Source organism: Paludibacterium purpuratum (assembly GCF_004363805.1).
GTDB classification, from domain to species: domain Bacteria; phylum Pseudomonadota; class Gammaproteobacteria; order Burkholderiales; family Chromobacteriaceae; genus Paludibacterium; species Paludibacterium purpuratum.
The window spans coordinates 97,231-117,659 of the sequence record NZ_SNZP01000012.1 but is presented as its reverse complement, the minus strand read 5'-3'; the positions used below and the strand labels follow the sequence as shown (position 1 = coordinate 117,659).

Annotated in this window: 13 protein-coding genes; 12 read left to right on the top strand and 1 reads right to left on the bottom strand. The window is 60.6% G+C overall.

Annotated elements, in window-relative coordinates:
* The first annotated feature begins 33 nt into the window (after positions 1-33).
* From DFP86_RS14790 to DFP86_RS14750, 9 genes are all read left to right on the top strand, one after another.
* Complete coding sequence (locus DFP86_RS14790) at positions 34-651, top strand: hypothetical protein (RefSeq protein ID WP_133682599.1); 618 nt, start codon at positions 34-36, stop codon at positions 649-651.
* Positions 652-741: 90 nt separating this feature from the next.
* Positions 742-3,405 (top strand): single stranded DNA-binding domain-containing protein, encoded by a 2,664-nt coding sequence (locus tag DFP86_RS14785; RefSeq protein WP_133682597.1) that lies wholly within the window; start codon positions 742-744, stop codon positions 3,403-3,405.
* 103 nt (positions 3,406-3,508) lie between these two features.
* The gene (locus DFP86_RS14780) at positions 3,509-6,187 is read left to right on the top strand and encodes a hypothetical protein (RefSeq protein ID WP_133682595.1); all 2,679 of its coding nucleotides are present in this window, start codon (positions 3,509-3,511) and stop codon (positions 6,185-6,187) included.
* A gap of 106 nt (positions 6,188-6,293) precedes the next feature.
* Positions 6,294-8,906: an autotransporter outer membrane beta-barrel domain-containing protein gene (locus tag DFP86_RS14775; RefSeq protein WP_133682593.1), complete on the top strand. Its 2,613-nt coding sequence runs from the start codon at positions 6,294-6,296 to the stop codon at positions 8,904-8,906.
* Positions 8,907-8,979: 73 nt separating this feature from the next.
* Positions 8,980-11,136, top strand: coding sequence for an NHL repeat-containing protein (locus tag DFP86_RS14770; RefSeq protein WP_133682591.1), 2,157 nt, complete (start codon positions 8,980-8,982; stop codon positions 11,134-11,136).
* 86 nt (positions 11,137-11,222) lie between these two features.
* The gene (locus DFP86_RS14765; protein WP_133682589.1) at positions 11,223-12,299 is read left to right on the top strand and encodes a hypothetical protein; all 1,077 of its coding nucleotides are present in this window, start codon (positions 11,223-11,225) and stop codon (positions 12,297-12,299) included.
* 76 nt (positions 12,300-12,375) lie between these two features.
* Positions 12,376-13,461: a hypothetical protein gene (locus DFP86_RS14760; protein ID WP_133682587.1), complete on the top strand. Its 1,086-nt coding sequence runs from the start codon at positions 12,376-12,378 to the stop codon at positions 13,459-13,461.
* 88 nt (positions 13,462-13,549) lie between these two features.
* Complete coding sequence (locus tag DFP86_RS14755; protein WP_133682584.1) at positions 13,550-15,694, top strand: hypothetical protein; 2,145 nt, start codon at positions 13,550-13,552, stop codon at positions 15,692-15,694.
* A gap of 83 nt (positions 15,695-15,777) precedes the next feature.
* Complete coding sequence (locus tag DFP86_RS14750; protein WP_133682582.1) at positions 15,778-16,653, top strand: hypothetical protein; 876 nt, start codon at positions 15,778-15,780, stop codon at positions 16,651-16,653.
* 68 nt (positions 16,654-16,721) lie between these two features.
* Here DFP86_RS14750 and DFP86_RS14745 read toward each other — a convergent pair whose 3' ends face one another.
* Positions 16,722-17,543 (bottom strand): substrate-binding periplasmic protein, encoded by an 822-nt coding sequence (locus tag DFP86_RS14745; RefSeq protein WP_133682580.1) that lies wholly within the window; start codon positions 17,541-17,543, stop codon positions 16,722-16,724.
* A 301-nt stretch (positions 17,544-17,844) separates the two neighbouring features.
* Between DFP86_RS14745 and DFP86_RS14740 the strand changes: the two genes are divergently transcribed.
* Genes DFP86_RS14740 through DFP86_RS14730 form a run of 3 tightly spaced genes read left to right on the top strand, consistent with a single transcriptional unit; the run spans position 17,845 to position 20,428 of the window.
* Entirely contained in the window at positions 17,845-18,720 is an 876-nt protein-coding gene (locus DFP86_RS14740) for a glucosamine inositolphosphorylceramide transferase family protein (RefSeq protein ID WP_133682578.1), read from the top strand.
* A complete protein-coding gene (locus DFP86_RS14735; RefSeq protein ID WP_166642285.1) occupies positions 18,714-19,652 on the top strand; it encodes a glycosyltransferase family 4 protein in 939 nt (312 codons plus the stop codon). Before DFP86_RS14740 ends, DFP86_RS14735 begins: the two co-directional genes overlap by 7 nt.
* Positions 19,649-20,428 (top strand): PIG-L deacetylase family protein, encoded by a 780-nt coding sequence (locus DFP86_RS14730; protein WP_133682574.1) that lies wholly within the window; start codon positions 19,649-19,651, stop codon positions 20,426-20,428. The genes DFP86_RS14735 and DFP86_RS14730 overlap by 4 nt, the downstream gene beginning before the upstream one ends.
* Position 20,429: the final 1 nt, after the last annotated feature.

Genomic DNA, 20,429 nt, shown 5'->3' with positions numbered 1-20,429 from the left:
ACGGCGACACAGGCACCCTTAGGGAGAGTCAACATGCACGAACACAGTGAAAAAGGGATCAATCTCATCCCGAACAATCACCTGCTGCTAGAAATGGGTTTGGCGGACAATCTCCAAATCGGCCCGGGTAGCCCGCCCGCCAATATCCCCATGAGCTGGACCTATCGCAGAGGCTTGTGGAGTGTGGCCTCTTTCGACCGATCGTTGTCCGGCTGGGGCATCGACAATGCCGAGAGCGTGCCCACTTACGGGAATATGCCTAATTTTCTCGCCGCCTGGGGTGTTCTGGGGGCATGGAATGGTGGACCGATCAACCAGGCGGCCGAATTTGGCGTCGGGTTCGTACCTCAGTACACCGGCAAGCTGACGCTGAGCTTCTACGGGGCAAAACCGGGCGGGGTCGCGAGCGGCGGGCAGATGACCGTTAGTGCCTATGGCCCGGGTGTTGATCCCTATCAAGATTTCAACGGCCACACCCCCATTGCTCAGCGGACGTTCGCCGATCGCGAGCAGCGCTGGCTGGAGCACACGTTCGAATTTAACGTCTCTCAGCCGGGCCGCTATGTCCTCGTGTTTCTCAACAGTCGGGATAACGTCCCCGTACCGAACACCTGCATTGTCATGCCTACTCTGGCGTGGAGTTCCCCCTAATCGAGTGCTGAGGTTTTGAACGTTCGCGGGCTGAGTACATCGTCCGCACAGGTTCGGACGGCGTCGCGGATGCCCTGAGGGAGAGTCAAAATGGTCGAACGCGCTGTAAAAGGGATCAATATCATCCCGAACGATCGCCTGTTGCTACCATCGGGTTTGGCGAGCAATCTCCAAATCGGCCCGGGCAGTCCACCAGCCAATATTCCCGTGAGTTGGACCTATCGCAGAGGCCTGTGGAGTTTGGCTTCTTTGGATCGATCGCTGGCCGGCTGGGGCATCGACAATGTCGAGGGCGTGCCCACGCACGGGGCTATGCCTAATTTTCTCGCCGCATGGGGCGTTCTGGGGACATGGAACGGCACAGCAATCAACCAGGCGGCCGAATTTGGCGTCGGATTCGAACTCCAGTACACCGGCAGGCTGACGTTTAGCTACTACGGAGCAAAACCGAGTGGGGTCGCGAGCGGCGGGCGAATGATCGTTAGTGTCTACGGTCCGGGCGTTGATCCTCATCAAGATTTTACCGGCCATACCCCCATCGCCCGGCCAGAGTTTGTCGATAGCGCGCAGCGATGGACGGAGCATGCGTTCGAGTTCTACGTCTCTCAACCGGGTCGCTATGCCATCGTATTTGTCAACGACCGGCAAAACGTTGACGTACCGAATGTCTGCATTGTCATGCCGACGCTGTCGTGGCCCGATGTTCAGCCAAGTGACGACGTCTCCGGCCACCTTGACTCTCCGCAACAGTTGGTGGCGGATGCGAACACCGGCTTTCCTCGCATACAGTTCACGCTTACGCGTGCAGGGGGAGTGCCGCTGCAGCAAGGCGCTCCCATTCACTTTGCCATTCGGTCGCATGGCTTAGCCACTTTCGACAATGGCATAGGAGATTACGACACGAGTGTGCAGGACACGGCCGGCCATGTGGTTCTCGACCAGGGCAAACTGCGCGCCGGCAACCTCGGCGGCACGGACTCGTTGATCATGCGATACCGAAACCCGGCCAGCGATGTGTGGTTAGAGGTCAATGGTAGCCCCTGGCCCTTCGAGGTCCGGCAGCCACGCTATCAGGTGGCATTGCAGTCCCCGTCCGAGACACAACTTAGTGCTCTGGTCGACCGCGATTTCCCGGCGATGACCTTTGTCGCCACGAACAACAATGCGGCGCTGCCGAGCGGTACTGCCGTGACATTCACTACGGTAAACCAAGGCGCCGATGTCCTGTTTTCGAACGGTAACCACGAGTCCACGGAACCCGTCGCGGACAATCAAGGCCATGTCAATCTGCCGCTAGGCCGGCTGCACGCCGGTCGGCAAGCGGGTGGAGCCGAGCTCAAAGCCAACATCGGTGGCCAAGAGGCCGGCTCATGGCATCTGACCGTTCAAGCCCAGGCGGCGGATCGCTATCAGGTGACCTTGCAATCTCCGCCCGAGGCGCAACTCAACGCCCAAGTCGCGGGCGATTTCCCGGCCATGACGTTTATCGCCAAGCGCAACGACGTGGCGCTACCGCGCGGCGAGACCGTGACTTTCGCCACGGTCAGCCAAGACGCCGACGTCCAGTTTTCGGACGGTAGCCACGAGTACGCGGAAACCGTCGCGGACGACCAGGGCCATGTCAATCTGCCGCCAGGGCGGCTACACGCCGGCGGGCAAGTGGGCGGCGCACGGCTCAAGGCCATTATCGACAACCATGATGCCGGCGCATGGCAGTTGACCGTCCGGGCGGCGACTTCAGGCCAACGAACGATACGCATCAACCCCGAATCGATCTCGATGCCCGACCTGCATCTGTTCCACGGCCAGGAGATCAGTCTCTCGGTACTGGATGCAGAGATGCATCGTCCGATACAAGGGGCCATCCTAACCGCCCATATCCAGAAAAACGGAACGACGGTTTCAGCCAGCGATGGCAGCGTTCCCCGCTTCAACAACAACGGTACGTTCACCGTGACGCAGTTTATTACCGCCGACGCCGTCACCGGTATCGGCCATACCTTGAACATCCAGGCCGGCAACCAATCCGGGGAATACAGTATTTTGTTCGAAAGCGATAACGCAACCGAGCGTTCCCTGCCGCTGATCGTCACGGCGGTCGATCATCTCGAGCCCACCACGCGCAACGAATCCGCCGTCGCCGAGACCGTCGCGAATCAGTGGTGGTATTTCACCGCCCTGGATAGCCAAGGCCGGCCGGCCGGGCAGCAGCAGGTCGACTTCACCATCGACGATCCCTCGGCGCAATTCGAGGACGGCTCGTCCTTTGCCTCTGCGTACTCCGCCGCGGACACCGGGCGCGTGTGGGTGCCGACGTTACATGTCAACGGCGGGCCGCGCAGCTTCAACATCACGGTCGACTCCTACTCGCGCGGCCTGCGCGCCGCGGCCCGGTTGACCATCGAGGTGCGCCCACGACAAACCGCGCACAGCCTGGCCTTCCTGGAGGCGCCCGACCACTGGCCGGTCGACAGGATGGGCGAGGTCATCGAGGCCGGCGGGGCGGGGCGAGTGCGCGCCATGGCCGCTGATGATTTCCCGATGTTGAGCGGCCAGGTCAGCTTTACCCTCGAGGACACCGACCACACCGGCACGCAATTCGTCGAGTCGAACCCCACCGCCAGCATCGGCTATGACGGCAAGGTGCCCATACCGGCGATCCGGCTGGGCAATCAGGGGCGCGGAAGCTTCAAGATCCTGGCGTCCATGGGTGGCGCCGGGGTGACCGCCGAGCAGCGCTATCAATTGGGGTAAGCGGAGCAACCCGCCGCGCGCAAGTGGCGGGTTGCTCTGCCAAGAAACATTGTCGTCCGCACCGATTCGGATGGCGTCGCAGATGCCTTGAGGGAGGCTCGAAATGCTCGAACGCGCTGAGAATGGGATCAATCTCATCTCGAACGATCACCTGCTGCTAGAAACGGGTTTGGCGAACAATCTCCAAATCGGCCCGGGTACCTCGCTCGCCAATATTCCAGCGAGCGGGACCTATCGCCGAGGCCTGTGGAGTTTGACTTCGTTTGACCGCTCGCTGGCCGGCTGGGGCATCGGCAATACCGAGATTGTGCCCATTAACGGGAATATGCCTAATTTTCTCGGCGCCTGGGGTGTTCTGGGACAGTGGAACGGAGGGCCGATCAATGAGGCTGCCGAATTTGGCCTCGGTTTCGAGCTTCAGCGCACCGGCACGCTGACGTTGAGCTACTACGGGGCAAAACCGTCAGGTGTGGTTATCGGAGGGAAGATGACCGTCAGTGTCTACGGTCCTGGCGTTGAGCCCCATCAAGATTTCAACGGCCATATCCCTGTCGCCCAGCAGATGTTTGCCGATACCGAACAGCGCTGGCAGGCGCATGAACTCCAATTCAGCGTCTCTCAGACCGGTCGCTATGTCGTCGTGTTTCGTAACAGTCGGGATAACGTCAGCTTACCGAATACCTGCATTGTCATGCCGACACTGGCGTGGCGCGACGCCTCACCGAGTGAGGAGGTCTACGGGCACCTCGACTCCCCGCAACAATTGGTGGCGGATATCAACTCGAGCTTTCCGCGCATGCAGTTCACCGTCACGTACGCGAATGGCTCCCCGCTGCCGCAAGGCTATCCCGTCCGCCTTGCCGTTCCGATCGCGGGCTTAGCCTATTTCAGGGTAGATAGGCCGGGAGGAACCCGTCCCGCGGAGAGTTATGCCATGCAGATGGGGCCAAACGGTCATGTGTCACTTCCGGATGGCATGCTTGTGACCCGCGATCGCACCGGCATGCAAGGGCTGAGCTTGCAATACGTGGTGGGCGGCTCGTGGGTCACCGTTCACAACGGCACCTGGCCCATGGCGGTTAAACGGCCGAGCCCGCCAGATCGGTATCAGGTGACATTGCAATCTCCGCCCGAGGCGCAACTCAGCGCCCCAGTCGATGGCGCTTTCCCGGCGATGAGCTTTGTCGCCAAGCAGAACGACGTGGTGCTGCCGCGCGGCGCGAATGTCAGCTTCTCCACGGTCAACCAAGGGGCCGACGTCCTGTTTTCGGACGGTAGCCATCAGTACACGGAAACCGTCGCGGACGACCAAGGCCATGCCAATCTGCCGCAAGGTCGGTTGCAGGCCGGTCGACAAGCGGGCGGCGCACAGCTCAAAGCCAGCATTGCCGGCAATGAGGCAGGTACATGGCATCTAACTGTCCAAGCGGTAGATCGCTATCAGGTGACCTTGCAATCTCCGCCCGAAGCGCAACTCACAGCCCCGGTCGAGGGCGATTTCCCGGCTATGACGTTTGTCGCCAAGCGCAATGACGTGGTGCTACCGCGCGGCGAGACCGTGACTTTCGCCACGGTCAGCCAAGATGCCGACGTCCTGTTTTCGGACGGTAGTCATCAGTACCCGGAAACCGTCGCGGGCGACCAGGGCCAAATCGCTCTGCCGTCAGGGCGGCTGCACGCCGGTCGGCAAATGGGCGGCGCACAGCTCAAGGCCATCGTCGATAGTCATGAAGCCGGTTCATGGCAGTTGACCGTCCAGGCGGCGGCTTTCGACCAACGGACGATACGCATCAACCCCGAATCGATCTCGATGCCCGACCTCTACCTCTTTCCCGGCGAGCAGATCAGCGTTTCGGTACTGGGCGATGCCACGCACCGTCCGCTACCCGCGGTTCCCCTGACCGCCCGTATTCAGAAGAACGGGCAGACAGTCGCCGGCAACGATAGCAGCGTTCCCCGCTTCAGCAACAACGGCACCTTGACATCGCTGCAGTTGATCACGACCGGCAGCAACGGTATCGGCCACCCCTTGAACATCCAGGCCGGCAATCAATCCGGGGAGTACCGGATCTTGTTCGAAAGCGACGGCGCCGCGCCGCGCACACTGCCGTTGATCGTCACGGCGGTCCATCATCTCGACCCCGTCACGCGCAACGAATCCGTCGTCGCTGCGACCTACGCGCACGACTGGTGGTTTTTCCTCGCCCTGGATAGCGAAGGCCGGCCGGCAGGGCAGCAGCGAGTCGACTTCACCATCGACGATCCCGAGGCGCATTTCGATGACGGCTCAAGCTTTGGTTTTGCGCTCTCCGATGCGGACACCGGGCGCGTGTGGGTGCCGGCGTTACATGTCAACGGCGGTCCGCGCAGCTTCAATATTAATGTCGACAGTTTCACGCGCGGCCTGCGCGCCGCGGCCCGGTTGGTCATCGAGGTGCGCCCGCGACAAACCGCGCGCGGCCTGGCATGCGTGGACGCGCCCCGCGGGTGGCCTGCCTGCTCGATGGGCGATGTCGTGGTGGCCGGTGGAGCAGGGCGAGTGCGCGCCATGGCGGACGATGGTTTCCCGATGTTGAGCGGCCTGGTCAGCTTTACCCTCGACGACACCGACCAAACCGGCACGCACTTCGTCGAGCAGAGCCCCATCGGCAGCATCGGTTATGACGGCTATGTGCCCGTGCCGGCGATCCGGCTGGGCAGCCAGCGTCTCGGGACGTTCAAGATCGGGGTGTCCATGGTCGGCGCCAGCGTGACCGCCGAGCAGCGCTATCAATTGGAGTAACCGGTACAAGCCGCCGCGCGAGCGGTGGGTTGTAGGATTTGTCTGATATTCGGTTTGATAATTTTATCAATAAAATCAACGTTTTTTTGTGTAGGAGTCAGTCGCCGTGAGCCAAAAAAACATCAAATCGTGTACCCGTTTTCCGAGTGCGCTACGTACGCGCCTTGCGCCGATGAGCGTCAGCATTGCGCTGGCCTTGAGCGCCACCGGTGTTTGGGCGTCGACCATCACCGTGCCTTCGAACGGATCGGCCGACGTCACCGACGATCAGTCGGTGACGGGCGCCAATACGTCGGGATTCAACGTGGGCGCCAGTGGCACTTTGACGGTCGAAAACGGCGGCACCGTCGGCAACTCGACCTCGACCTCGAACAGCGCTGCGGGCGTTGTCGCCGCGGGCACTTTGACCGTCAAAGGCGGCGGTACCGTGCTGGGTCAGGTAAAGGTGAATAACGGTACGCTCAATGCAGGCGTCGGCGGGGCCACCGCGGCTCACGTCACAGGGTATATCGTCACGACGGGGGGCGCGGACATCAATCTCGACAATGTCGAGATCGATAACACCGATAGCAGCGTGGTTGCCGCCGTGTTGTTGCAAAATGCATCGACTCTCGTCGGCACGAACAAGACAGTCATTAATTCGAACAGCAATGGGATTCGCCTATTCGGCACCAGCACGGTGACCTTGACGGGCTCGACGTTGCACGCCGCTGGTGCCGCGGCGTCGGTCGACGCGGGCACGTTTACTGCCACCGGCGCCAACATTATCGGCGATCAGTCCGGCGTGCAGGGACAGAACGGCGCGACGATCGCGATTCATGGCGGGCAGGTGGTGGGCGGCGGTGCACACGCAACGGCTCATCCCGGGTCGATCGACATCGGTAGTTTCGGTCTGTACGGCGCAGCCGGCGCGAGCCTGCAGGTCGATCAGAACGCGACTATCGTCGGTCAGGGCAACAACGGCATCGCGGTCTATCTCGATGGTACGGCCCCAAACGGGCATGGCGCGGCCAGTTTGACCGTGTCCGGCAACAGTCTGCTGCAAGGCACGCAGAACGGTATCTACGCTTATGGTAACAACACGAGCAACGGCAATATCGGGACGGTCACCCTCGACGGGGCGCGGGTAGTCGGAGGAACGGGCGCGGCAATCGTCGCCGACAGCGACGGCAGCGGCCAAACCCTGACAATCGACATTTCGAACGGCACGCAGCTCCAGGGCGGCAACGGCGACATCCTGCAAGCGCTGGGTGGCGCGAACACCACCATGACGGTCGCTGGGTCCAGCCTGACCGGTAATCTCGACAACAGCGCCGGCGGCCAGATGAACGTCACGCTGAATGCCGGCGGTTCGATCACCGGCGTGGCAACCAATGTTTCCACGCTCACGGTCGACAACGGCGGCGCGTTCACCATGACGGGCTCGTCCGGCATCGGCAACTTGGACATGGCGGGCGGCGTGGTCGCACTCAGCCAGTCGGCAGGTCAGAACCATACCCTGACGGTCGCCAATCTTTCCGGTTCCGGCCAATTCACAGAGAACGTCGATTTTCAGACCGGCAATAGCGACAAGCTGGTCGTCACCGGCTCTCTCTCCGGCAATTACACCCTGAGCGTACCCGGCGACGGCCGCGACCCGGCCAACGGTGTGGATCACATCGTGGTCGTGCAAGGGCCGGGCGGGGCGACCGGGGCGTTTACGCTCGAGAACGATAAGGTGGACGTCGGCACGTATACCTATCATATGGTGCAAAACGGCAGCGACTGGGAGCTGGTGCACGATCCGAAGGACGACGGCGACCTGTCGAACTCGACCAAGGATGCCTTGGCGTTCGCCCACGTCGCACCCACGGTCTGGTACGGCGAAGCCGCGACCCTGGCCCAGCGCATGGGCGATCTGAAAAACGATCCGAGCCGGATGGATGGCGCCTGGGTACAGACCTACGGCCGCCGCTATAACATCGACCCCTCGGCCGGCGCCTCCTACAGCCAGAATCAGAGCGGTTTGATGATCGGGGCGGACCGGCGCATCGATACCCAGGCGGGCGTTTGGTTCGTCGGGGCCTTGGCGGGGTATGGCCACTCCTCCCTGTCGTTCGGTGCCGGCTCATCCGGTGCCGTGGACAGTCTGACGCTCGGCGGCTATGCCACCTTGCTGACCGATAATGGCAGTTACCTGGATTTGACCCTGCGCGCCAACCGCTTCTCGAACGATGTGCACGTGTCGATGAACGGCGGCGGCACGGCCGATGGCTCGCATACCAATTACGGCCTTGGCGCCACGGCCGAAGTCGGCCACAAGCTCTCGCTGTCCGGCGCCGCGTATCTGCAACCCTTCGCCCAGCTGGCGGTGTTCCACGGCAAGGCGAGCGATTACTCGCTCAGCAACGGCATGACGGTGCTGCAAGACAGCACCAAGTCGGTGCAAACGCAACTGGGTGTGACGTTGGGCTCGACCTACGACCTGAGCCGCGCCAAGGGCACGATCTCGCCTTATGTCAAGCTCGCCATCGCCACCGAAATGGGGGCGGGCAGCGAAACGCAGACCAACAGCACTTCGTTCTCTACCAACTTGAATGGTAGCCGGGCCATCATCGGCGCCGGCTTCAACGCACAACTCAACGAACGGACCCAATGGCATCTCGCCGCCGAGTATGCCAAAGGTCCGCGCATCGAACAGCCGTTCGGCATCGATTTCGGCGTTCGCTATCTGTGGTAACGGGAGGCTCTAGGCAACGGCTGCGCGACATGTTCGTGCAGCCGGCATTCCAATTCGACAAAGGAATACCGCAATGGACATCGTACCGCTCGCACTCCCCACAGGGGCTTCCCCCGGGGGTATCGTTGCCGCACCGAATGGTGACATCTATGTCGTCGACGAGGGCCCCGTCAAGGACACTGGTACCAACGCTTTCAAAGCCAAGGTATACAAGTTGCCGGCGGGGGGCGCCGCCACCGATATCGAAACGATTGACATCACCCTGCCGCCCTGGGGAGGCACGAATAGTGAGGCGCGGCTGAGGTACATCGAGCTGCAACTGGATGATAAATCTGAGGTCGAGAAAATCTGGCTGGCCGACAATGGCCAGAACCCCAAAGGCAGCAGTCGTCTGTATTGGTGCGATCCCGACGGCGACAATGTGGGCAGTGTTCTGGGGCCAGACCTCTTCTCGTTCCCGCTCAGTATGCTTTGGGATTCGGACGCGCAATGCATCTGGTTCCTTTCGCAATCCGGTTCCGCGGGCAAAGTCAGTTCTGTCAAAGCGGACGGCAACGCCGCCACCAAGCTTGCGGATTTGCCCGATAGCGCGGGCTCGGTTGCGCTGGTGCGTCGAGCGTCGGACAAAACGTTGTGGATTCCTTCGCCAGGTAACAATTGCGTGTATCAGGTCAAGACCGAGAATCCAAACATTGGGCAACTCACCACTATTCCCCTCGCCCCGAATATCATTGGTCACCAGGGGTTTCGTTCGGCGCTTTTCAATAACGCACAGGATATTTTGTTTGTCGGTTCAACTCAAACCGGGACGCTTTTTTCTATCGACCTGGGCAAGTCGCCCCGCCAAATTGAGTCCGTGCAGCGTCTACCCGATTCGGACGATATAGGGATCTACGGCATGCAGCGCGACCGGGCAGATTATATCTGGCTGTCCGTCGCAGGCAGAAGGACCGGCAGGCTCTACCGCCTGCCGCCGAACGGCCAGGGCATCACCGAAACGAGCGCAGCACAAGATGCGGATCTTTACTTGATGGGCTATGTGTCGGGGGGCAACCTGGATCAAGTCATTGTCGTCGACCAGAAGTCCGGGTCAAAAAAGCTGCTTCAGGCCCAGCCAAGCAGCAGCCCGGTGGATCCGGATGTCAGCGGCTATACAGCCAGCGCCGAGCCGCCGAGCGGGGTACAACTGCCTGGGAGTATGTTCCCCGAATTTACCGTATCTGTCCTGAAGGGTGATAGTAGCCAGGCCGATGAGGGCAAGACCTTCGATCTCAACATCATTGTCCCTAATGGCAAACAGGGCGTCGCGCTATTTACCGATGGCGATGGCATAGGGCAAACCCACTTGGCGGCAGTCACCGATGCCCAAGGCCAGTTTACTGTGTCGACCCTGCAGGCAGGCAGCAATGGCATGGACTACGACCGCTTCCAAATTCAGTTGCTCTACGCCGGCAGAGTCGTCGACAGCGCGGTGTACCAGGGTACCATCGGCGACCCGGATAGCCTGCTCCCGATCATAGAGATCTACAAGGGCAACAACAAGTTCTTCGCGTGGGCCGGCAAGCAGTTTGGCATCGGCACCCCGACCATCCGACTGATGAAGGACGGCAATCCGGATCCGAGCTACCCGGACAAAATCCAATTCACCCTCACCGGACCGGCGGGCTTCCACGATGACGGTACGCAACAAACCTTGACGGAGGGTGTGAGCGCCCCCGATGCCACGGCGCAGGTGGATGTGTATGCCTCCCGCACGGCTGCGCCCGGCGCAGCCGTCACACTGACGGCGGCATTGGAAACAAACCCGAGCGCCGGACCGGTTTCATTCACCTTGACTGTAACTCCGACGCCCGCCCACGCGTTGGCCGACCCGGATCATTGGCAGATGCCCAGTGGTAACGACTTCAACTCCGACTCGTTCGCCATCAAGGTAACGGGAGCTGGCGACGAGGTTTGCGAAGGCGTCGCGGTGCAATGCTTCATGGATGACGATAATGGCAATTTCGCGTTTGTGACTGTACCTCCCAGCGGTGAAGACAAGGATAACCAGTACAGCATTACGTTGGTCACCAACGGGGAGGGGGAAGCGGTGCTGCTGAACGATCAGGCGAAAGCGAAGTACTGCATCTACCAGCTCAGTCAACGCGCGGCGGAACAAAATGTGTCCTTTATCGTCAACGGTACGCCTCTGTCCGGCACGGTGAGGGTCCTGCCAGGGGTAACGCGTTGAGTCCGGTCGGCCACCGCCACTGAAGTCCTCACAGTAGCCCCCCCCGCCGCTTGCGGGCGGTGGGGGGCTACACGGGAGCAGACACCATGAAACCGCAACAAGGCGACCAGCCCTATTCGATCTCCGTCGTCGGCGGCGAGCCGATGGATGCCGAGCCCCTGGCGCTCTTTGCCAGGCCTGTCGAAGCGCACCTGATGTATAGGAATAACAGCGCTCCGGTCGAAGGCGAATCCATTACCTTCGTCGTCATGTCCTCGGGTAGCCTTGATCGGCCGAAGATCCGGCGACATGGCGGGGAGGAGGCATGGGACGTGTTCGCCGCCGTCACGACGGACGCTAGGGGCAATGCCTCGGTGGATGCGCGCGCGGGCAGCGATGTCGGGGCTTTTCAGCTCAAGGTGCAGCATGCCCTGGCGTATAACACGCCGGTCTACCAAGCGCTACGTGTCTCGGGGGCGGTCACGCCTCCGCCCCAGGTTTCCACCTTGACCATCACGCAAGGCGACCGGCAGACGGGGTTCAAGGACGATCAGAGCTTCTCGGCGGCTGTGCAGGTGCAAGCGAAAAACTGGGCCGGACAAGGTGTGGAGAATGCATCGGTTCTCTTCACCATCGGCGGCAACACCGGCACGAAATTCGAAGATAGCGACACGGCGGAGATCCGCGTCCTGACGACCGTCAATGGCCGAACCATCGCGCTGCCGCTGATTCCAGGCAGCCGTCCCGGCCGGCTTTCCATCAGCGCGAGCTGCCCGGATAGCCCGCAATGCCCACCCGTTCAGTTCGACCTGGCCCTGGCGCCGCCAGTGGGGGATTTCCACTTTTGCGCGGTTAGCGAACCCGTGCCTATCCCCCATGGCAGCATATGGTCGGAACCGTTCTGCTTACAGGACAACAATGGGGGTTCCTGGCCCTACATTCCCGTGGATGCCGTGATCGAAACAGGTTATCCCAGTACGTTCTTTTTCGGCACGCCGACCGATAAGCACCCCAGTATATTGGTCTACCCCGAGGAAGCGTCCCCGGGGCAATACCGGATCCCGGTGACGGCGGTGGATCAACTTGCTCCCGAGTCGCCCGACGGGGCGCTGAGGCTTTCCATCCACGGGCATGTGGACGCTTGGAAAAGCTATCGGCTGCAATTCGTCACGTCGCGACATTGATCCTGTAGACCTGGCGGCGCCTATCCGTATCCATCTGAATTCGCCGCTCTGATCAATCCTACCCGAGGGAATGACGATGTCTAATGCAAAGCCACGCAGTACGCTTTATAGCTTGTCGTTTGTGCGCAATACATTGCCTTGGCCGATGACCGCGGCGCCCGGCGAGACGTTTTCGCACCTACTGACCGCCCGGCTGGTCGAGGCCGTCACGCCATACCCAGGCGTCGATGGGCAGACCATTTCCTTTGTCGTGGATTCGGACAATCCCAATGCGCCCCAGGTACGCAACCCGCAGGATGCAACCGGCAGCCAAACATGGCGGCGCTCCGTTTCGGTCGTGACCGACAACGGCGGTCTGGCGGCCGTGCAGGTGCGGGCGGGCCCCATTGCAGGCAATTTTTCCGTTCTGGCGAGAAATAGCGCTGCGGAAAATACGCCGAGTGCGCCGCTCGTCGTGCAAGGAAACCCCTTACCGAATGTCGATCACCTGACGGTGATCGAAGGCGACCAACAAACCGGCTTTGTCGATGACGAGTTTTTCCCTAAAGCCGTGCGCATCAAGGCATCGAATGCGTCTGGCACCGCCATCGACCAAGCGCTGATCGACCTGGAAATTCAAGGCGACACCGATACCACTTTCGAGTCCAACGCCTCGGCGCGGGTGACATTGACCACTTACACCGACGGCATTACGCCTGCGGCCCGGCTGGTGCCGGGTAAACGCCCCGGCATGTTTGCCATCGTGGCGACCTGCCGCACGACTAATTCGCAATGTTCGCCGGCTCGCCTCGATCTGGCCCTGGCGCCCGCTGCGGACACGTTCGCGTTTGAGAACAAACCGCCGTTCACCATCACCCGCGGCACGTGCCTTACGGACACGATTCGTTTGATCGGGAGCGGCGATAGCGCTTGGCCCTATATTCCCGTCAGGGCGGTGGTGGATGAAGGCTTCCCGGATACTTTCTATCTGCAGGATGCGGCCAATCAGAGCCGGTCGATAATTTTACATCCTGCAGACACCCCTCTCTTTCCCTACTCGGTGCCCTTGTACGCGGTCGATACGAATGTGGTCGTTCCCGATACCGGCTCGTTGAGGCTGATGATGGAAGGCCATCCCGAAATAGCCAAAGCCTATGCACTTACGTGGCTTCCCCATCGATGAAGAAGCAAGCGGGGTAGGGGAATGCGCGCCGTTCTGTGGTTCCACCAGCAATCCTGCTGGTGTGGGTTGAGCGAAGAGGAGAAACAGTATGTTGGACTTGGACAATGAGGTCATCGGATATGCCGATTCTACCGAGCGAGGCACACTACAGCCAAGGAATTTACTGCGCAATGGCTTGCTAGTGCATGATGAAATTGGGGCGCCGGACCACAATCAGTGCAGCTCCATTACCAGTCCCAGTCGGTTCATGCCGACCGAGTGGGAGCTGGTTAGCGGTTACTTGCGCATCGAAGACCGCGACTACGCCTTAATGACGCAGTACCAGTCGCAGTTGCCCGCCGCGATCACCGGCCAGACCTACGGTATGGTTGTCTTGGCCGGAACCCAGCCCGGCATGGCCAATACAGCGGCAAACACCGCGCTCGGCAGTATGATGCAGCGCGATATCGTCGTGCAACGGGGTGGGCAGATGGTGCTTTCCTTCTACAGCATTCGTAACCCCTTCAATAGCGGCTACAACTGCCTGAGTAGCCCGGGAGCCAATAACACGCACCAGTACCGTGTGACATTTGGCAACGGCTCGAATACTTACTCCCAGGATTTCCTGGACGTGACCAGCAGTAGCGCCCCCAATGTGCAATGGATTCAACACCCCTTTGCGATTGGACAAGATGGCGCTCAACAAGGACATGTCAACCCGGGAACCTACAACCTGACTTTTGGCCCGTCGGCGGCCTGGCCCAACGGCGGCGCCGACAAAATTTGCAATGGCTGTGCCTGTGTGGTGACCGGTATCTCCCTACAGTACCGATATGGTTTTACGGCGACGCTGATGGATGGTCCGGTGGCCGATGTGGCGACTAACAGGCCTTTCCCCGCCCTGCGTTTCCAATTGCGGGAAGATGGCCCGGGAACGCCGGTGCTGCCTAACGCCTTGGCGGTGTTTACGCTCGATCCGGCGGATACCACCGGCACCCACTTCAACACGGGAGAGCCCAGTTTCTCTGCGCAGTGCGATCGCGACGGCATCGTGACCTTGCCCGCAGGGACGATCATTGCCGGTCCGCGCGTCGGTAATATCGCCATTGGATTGACCTGCGATGGCGACGAGGGTTTGAGTCAGCCGCTATCTGTCCACATCAAGGAAGGGCGCCCGCCCCAGGGCTCGACATTGGATCCGGAAACCGATCCGATCACAGCCACTGTCGACGACGCGTGCGGCCCGGTGGAATTCCTGCTGTATACCGGTATAGGCGATCCCGTCATCGGTGCCACCGTCACGGTGGCAATCAAAAACCGAGACGGGTCCGATGTCGATCCGGAGGACAGCGAAGCCCCTGTGCCGTATTTTAGCGGTTCGCTACAGATCGTGCAGTGCCCGCCCACCGACCGGGATGGCATGACCAGTACGCCGGAGCTGTATGCCGGCCAAACCGGCGGCGAATATCAATTGGTGGCCACGTGGGACGATTTCCCCACAGTGCGTGCGACGCTGGATCTGACAGTCAAGGTGATCAACTCGTTCGAGCCGATCAACGAGCAGGTGAGCGCCTCGCGCGCTGAAACCGTTCGCAATCGCTGGTGGGTGGTGGCCAAGGACGAGCGCGGGGCGCTCATGCCCAATGCGCACGTGCAGTTCCACATTATTACTTCGAACGGTGCGGGCGGACGCTTCGTGCAAAATATGGGCCCAAGCATACTTATCTCCACCGATGACGAGGGTAAGGCCGTTGTTCCAGATATGAACATCAACGATGTCCCCGGATTATTCCGACTTAACATCTCCAATACGGGCTTGCCGTCTTGCTCAACGCGCAAAAACATCAGCGTTCACGAGGCATCCCAGCCTGCCCATGTCGAATTCCGCAGGCCTTTCCCCAATTTGGAAGGTGTGTTGGGCGAGACGTTCGATGATGGCTGGACACGAGTCAGGGTGACGGATATCTCGGGCAATCCGGTAGAACATGGCACGGTGAATTTCCGGATCAACGACAAAGTCGACGCAGATGGCGATATTGACTCGAATGCAACGGCAACCGGCACCCGTTTTTTGCACGGCATAGCCGGCACGAGCGATATGGAAGCCGAGGCGAACGTTGGTGCCGACGGCCTTGCGCCATGTCCGGGTATCTTTGTCGGCGCCAATGTTGGCAATTTCAGGGTAACCGCCACGGTACGCGGTTCGCAGCTATCCGATGCCCACGTGTTCCAACTGGTGTCGAAGAAGAAATAGGCTTGGCGATCCAAGGTGCGATGCGGACGTGCCATTTGGCATTCGTATCGCACTTTGGAGGCCGCTTCACCAAGGAGTAAGCGATGAGAACTCTATTTCTGTTGGTGTTTTGCCTGGCGCAATGGTTGGTCGGTGGCAGCATGGCGGCTTGGGCTGGGCCCACGGGCAGCGAAGTGGCTGCCCAGCTCAACACCCGGTTCAACACCATCGTGGACGATTGCACCGATAGTGACGGCGTCCGAGTGCCGGCGCACTACTGCTCGGGGATCATCATGCGCACCACCGAACATGGCAACTATCACGCATGGGATCCTCCGCCTAGCAACAATGCCGTGTCGTTCTCCTATTGGCGCGCCGACATGCATCCGGAACGATGGCAGGGGAGTAATACGTTGTATCATGCGAATGGATTTATCTTTAAGCCAACAAGCTTTGTTGTCGATAATTTTTACGACATTCGCTATAACTGCATTTATCCGCGAGATGCGGGCACCTCTGGCTCTACGGCAAATTACCGTTGCGGGGGCTCGTCGGGGGTCCCAGGGCCGGATTATGCCTCCTGTCCAAATGCGGGCATCAGCACTTCGGCACAATGGGTTGCCGCCTATCAAAGTAGTACGAGTCGGAATTGCACTTTTTCCGTGATTAATCCCAATCTATTTTTACAGTCTTTGAAAGCGACCGTGGATTCTGGGTCTATTGGGCATTGGTCAAAATGGGATGAATTGATTGCGGCGTCATGGCCGCAGGGGCAGCCGAGCCGCCTGCCCCTGGAAGCCTTTTTTTACGATTCCGAACGCACCAATCCAGGCTTGGCAAACGCCAAGTACGATCAGATGGATCTTTGCCAAGTGGCGGGAATCTTTCTGCCGGTCATTCGGCTGGATGTCCGCTCGAGTTTCACCTTTTCCTATAACCCGTCCGATCAGCAATACCCAAGCGGGCAATGCCCTGGGTAGTCCGTTCGTCTGACCTGGCGCGATTCGATGCTTGGCAGGGCCGCGCTTGTTGCATGGCAAGCGCGGCTTTAATTTTTACCGTTGAGGTAGCGCCCGACAATGCGGGTGATTTCGCCGGATTGATGCAGCGTCGTCAGGGCAGCATTGAGCTTTTTGATGAAATCGTCCTTGAATGGAAACTTGCCGTTGTCTCGATTGGTAAAGCCGACATAACTTTGCTCCGTGGAGACGGTCGGCCCTTCCTGGATTTGTTGGCGTTGTGCTGCGCTTAATAGTCCCAGGCTCTGCATGCGGCCCAGCTCGATCCGCACCGCCAATTGGTCGTTCAGATAACAATCGATGCGTTTGTCGACCAGCTTCAATAGATTCGCGCGACTGCCCGGCGCCTCTTCGATATGGATCTTTCCGCTCCGTGCCGCGCGCCAGAAGTTGTCGCCCCCCAGCAGGAAACCGAAATTATTGCCGAACAATAGCCCAAGGAAGTCGTCCGGCCAGCGCTGACGTGGCGTATCGGAGAAGATCTGTTTGCCGCAAAACACCACGACGTGTTCATCGAGCATCGGTGCCGAGTAGGAGCCGATGTAAGGGCGTTCCAAGGGGCGATAGTAGGGCGGTGCGGCAGCCAATTCGGTGCCGGCCTGGAGTTGTGCCATCGCCCGGCGCCAAGGGGTCGGCTTGAGCTCGATCCGGTAACCGGCGATGTGCTTCGCGGCCGCTCGAAGAATATCGGGATAGATGCCTATGGCCTGTTGCTTATCCATGTAGGAATACGGCGGGTAGGCATCGTCGGTCAAAATGGTGACCGTGGTTTGCGCCAAAGCCGCCGTGGTGCCGAAAACCGATGCCAGCGCGCTCGCCGTGACCACGACGCCAAGCCGGAATTGCCCCATGGTCTTGAGCCCCCCGATGGCCCTGTTGGTGATCGAAGATATAGATTGATGTTGAAACGAAGTCAAAGCGCGCTCCCGCCAGGTTCTCGGCACTGTTATTCAGTGTAATCAATCAAAGCAAATACGTTATTCCAATAACATTTATTGCGTGCTAGCATGCAATTAGCATATTAGAAAATAATCGGCAGTCATTTGTTTTGAAGGTGTTGCGCGAAAGGACTGTGCCCATGGAATGCTTGATGCGTATGGACGGCCGCTGTCCCACTGCCGGCCGACGGTCTCTGGCGGATGCATCGCCCCGATGAGTGGGCAGATCTGGTCCATCGGTTTGGCTTTTGGCGCCTCGCCCTTGGCGCTACGGGTGCCCGACTCGCCTATCTTGACCAAAGCCGATATCACCGATGTGGCGGCGGATTTCGTCGCCGACCCTTTCCTGATTCGTCTTAACCAGAGTTGGCACCTGTTTTTCGAGATTTGGAACCGGAACGCCGACAAAGGCGAGATCGGCCATGCGCAAAGCGCGGACCTTCGGCACTGGACATACGACGGCATTGTGTTGCGCGAGCCTTGGCATCTCTCGTACCCCCACGTTTTCGAGCACGGCGGCGAGATATGGATGACACCGGAGTCCACCGATGCGGGCGGCGTTCACCTCTACCGGGCAGCGTCCTTTCCGCATCGTTGGCATGACGAGGGGGTGCTGGTGCCTGGCGCATTGGCGGATCCTTCCCCGCTTTTCTGGCAGGGTAACTGGTATTTGTTTGCCTGCCCGAGCTTCGAGAAACACGATGACTTGACGCTGTTTACCTCCGCGCAACTCGACGGCGGTTGGCGGCCCCACCCAGCCGGACTGCTCCGCACGGCGGATGTCAGGGGTTCTCGACCGGCCGGGCGGTTGCTTAACGATGAGGGGCGACTGCTGCGCTGGGCGCAGGACTGCTATCCGCAATACGGCACGGCGGTGCGGGCCTTCGAGATTCTCGAACTGAACCCAGAGCGATACCGCGAGCGGGAGCTGCCGGAGAGCCCGGTGTTGGTCGCAGGCGGGGACAGTTGGCGCCACGGCGGCATGCATCACATCGACGCGCATCGTTTGCCCGACGACGATCGCGCGGGATGGGGGGCCGCCGTCGATGGTTTTTATGTCGAGGCTCAGCCGGATGGCTGCGAATGCTGAACATCAACGTCTATGCCGAAGACTATGGCTGGCTGTTCGAGGACCTCAAACGCCATTTTGCCGCCGCCAGTAGCGATACGGTGCGTGTCACGATTTCCTCCTCGCCGCAGATAGCCGCCGACCGTTGGATCGCCCTGCGCACCGCAGAAGCCCACCACACGCCCGATCCGGCGCGGACGGTGGTTTGTATCCACGACTTTTTCGACGACCCCGGTTTGTATAGCCGGGCAGGGGGGCGTCGCGGGGTTCGCGAGGCCGGTGCCTTGTGGCTGTGTCATCCGGCGATTGGTGCCTTGCTGATGCGCGATGACGTCGATCTCGGCCGATGCCGTTTGTTGGCGAGCCCGATCGGCGCGCTGAAAGCGTTCAGCCCGCGCCAGACGTTGCCGCCACGCTTCACGGTCGGCTGGATCGGTCGAAATGACCCGATCAAACGGTTGCCGATCCTACTGGCGGTCTTGGCGCAAGCGGCGCCGGACCGGTCCGAGTTCGAGGTGAGCCTGGTGGGGGAGGATCTGGCACCGATTGCGGAGCAAGTGGCGGCGTTGGGGTTCGCGGTGCGGCATCACGATCGCCGCGCGGTTCCGATCGAAGCCTGCCCGGCACTGTATCGGCAGATGGATGTGCTACTGGTGACCAGCGCTTCCGAAGGGCAGCCCATGGTGCTGTTCGAAGCGTTGGCATCCGGGGTACCGGTGATTTCCTCCGCGGTGGGCTGGGCGCCGGCGCTTGCCGACACCGCGCCGGATTTTGTCCGGATTGCGGAAGGCGAGGGCGAGATGGTGGCCGCGTTGGCGGCGGTGCGGCGCCGGCGCGACGATTTGTTCGCCCGGCGCCAGGCCATGGCCGAACTGGTGAGTCCCTGGGTGTTGGAAGAATGGGTCGGCAGTTTGCTTCAACTGGCCGTTGCGCTGCCCGAGGGCGCGCAATGACGACGCGGCGTGTCTTGATTTTGTCGCCGCATTCCGATGATACCGCCTTCTCTCTAGGCGGTTTGCTGGCTAAGGGATCGACCTTACGCGGCTGGCAAAAGCACCAATTAACGTTGTTTGTGCGCAGTTGTCATGCGCCTTACGCCCCCGAGTTACACGGCGCCGATGCCATTACCGCCGCGCGCTGTCGGGAGGACGAGGTGTTCTGTGCACGCCATGACATCGCGTTGCGGCGGCTCGATTTCGCCGAGACCTTGCTGCGGGGCTATCCCTCCATCGCGTCGATCTTCGTTCTACGCGAGCCCGAGGAGGATGCCTTGTTCGAATTGGCCTGCGTGGCGGTCGCGCAAGCTGCGGCGGGCTTCGACCTGGTGCTGGCGCCAATGGGCATCGGCGGGCATATCGAGCATGTCATGGTCCGCGAGGCGTGTCGGCGTGCCTGCCCGAACGCCTTGTATTACGAAGACCTGCCCTATGCGGGGGATTTCTCCAACCAGGCATTGGATCGCTTCGCCGCGAGTCGTTTGCCGAATGCCCGGTGCCGATGCATCGATGTCGCGTCGGCGCTGGACGCCAAAGCGACCGGTTTGCTGGGCTATGCCTCGCAGGTGGTCGAAAACGATCTAGCGAAAGTCACCGCCTACTCTCGCTCTCGGCGTCCCGCAGCGATGCACGCGTGGCGCCGGCAACCGGATGTCGGCGACGCTTATCCCTCCGCCGTGGAGGTGTTGTGGGGCACGGACAGCGCGCTGGCCATGCTCGATTTCCCAGGATGAA

Coding starts and splice junctions, on each gene's coding strand:
- DFP86_RS14785 (WP_133682597.1), top strand. CDS start 742: ATGGTCGAACGCGCTGTAAAAGGGATCAATATCATCCCGAACGATCGC.
- DFP86_RS14745 (WP_133682580.1), bottom strand. CDS start 17,543: ATGGGGCAATTCCGGCTTGGCGTCGTGGTCACGGCGAGCGCGCTGGCA.
- DFP86_RS14780 (WP_133682595.1), top strand. CDS start 3,509: ATGCTCGAACGCGCTGAGAATGGGATCAATCTCATCTCGAACGATCAC.
- DFP86_RS14750 (WP_133682582.1), top strand. CDS start 15,778: ATGAGAACTCTATTTCTGTTGGTGTTTTGCCTGGCGCAATGGTTGGTC.
- DFP86_RS14765 (WP_133682589.1), top strand. CDS start 11,223: ATGAAACCGCAACAAGGCGACCAGCCCTATTCGATCTCCGTCGTCGGC.
- DFP86_RS14760 (WP_133682587.1), top strand. CDS start 12,376: ATGTCTAATGCAAAGCCACGCAGTACGCTTTATAGCTTGTCGTTTGTG.
- DFP86_RS14755 (WP_133682584.1), top strand. CDS start 13,550: ATGTTGGACTTGGACAATGAGGTCATCGGATATGCCGATTCTACCGAG.
- DFP86_RS14770 (WP_133682591.1), top strand. CDS start 8,980: ATGGACATCGTACCGCTCGCACTCCCCACAGGGGCTTCCCCCGGGGGT.
- DFP86_RS14790 (WP_133682599.1), top strand. CDS start 34: ATGCACGAACACAGTGAAAAAGGGATCAATCTCATCCCGAACAATCAC.
- DFP86_RS14735 (WP_166642285.1), top strand. CDS start 18,714: ATGCTGAACATCAACGTCTATGCCGAAGACTATGGCTGGCTGTTCGAG.
- DFP86_RS14740 (WP_133682578.1), top strand. CDS start 17,845: ATGAGTGGGCAGATCTGGTCCATCGGTTTGGCTTTTGGCGCCTCGCCC.
- DFP86_RS14730 (WP_133682574.1), top strand. CDS start 19,649: ATGACGACGCGGCGTGTCTTGATTTTGTCGCCGCATTCCGATGATACC.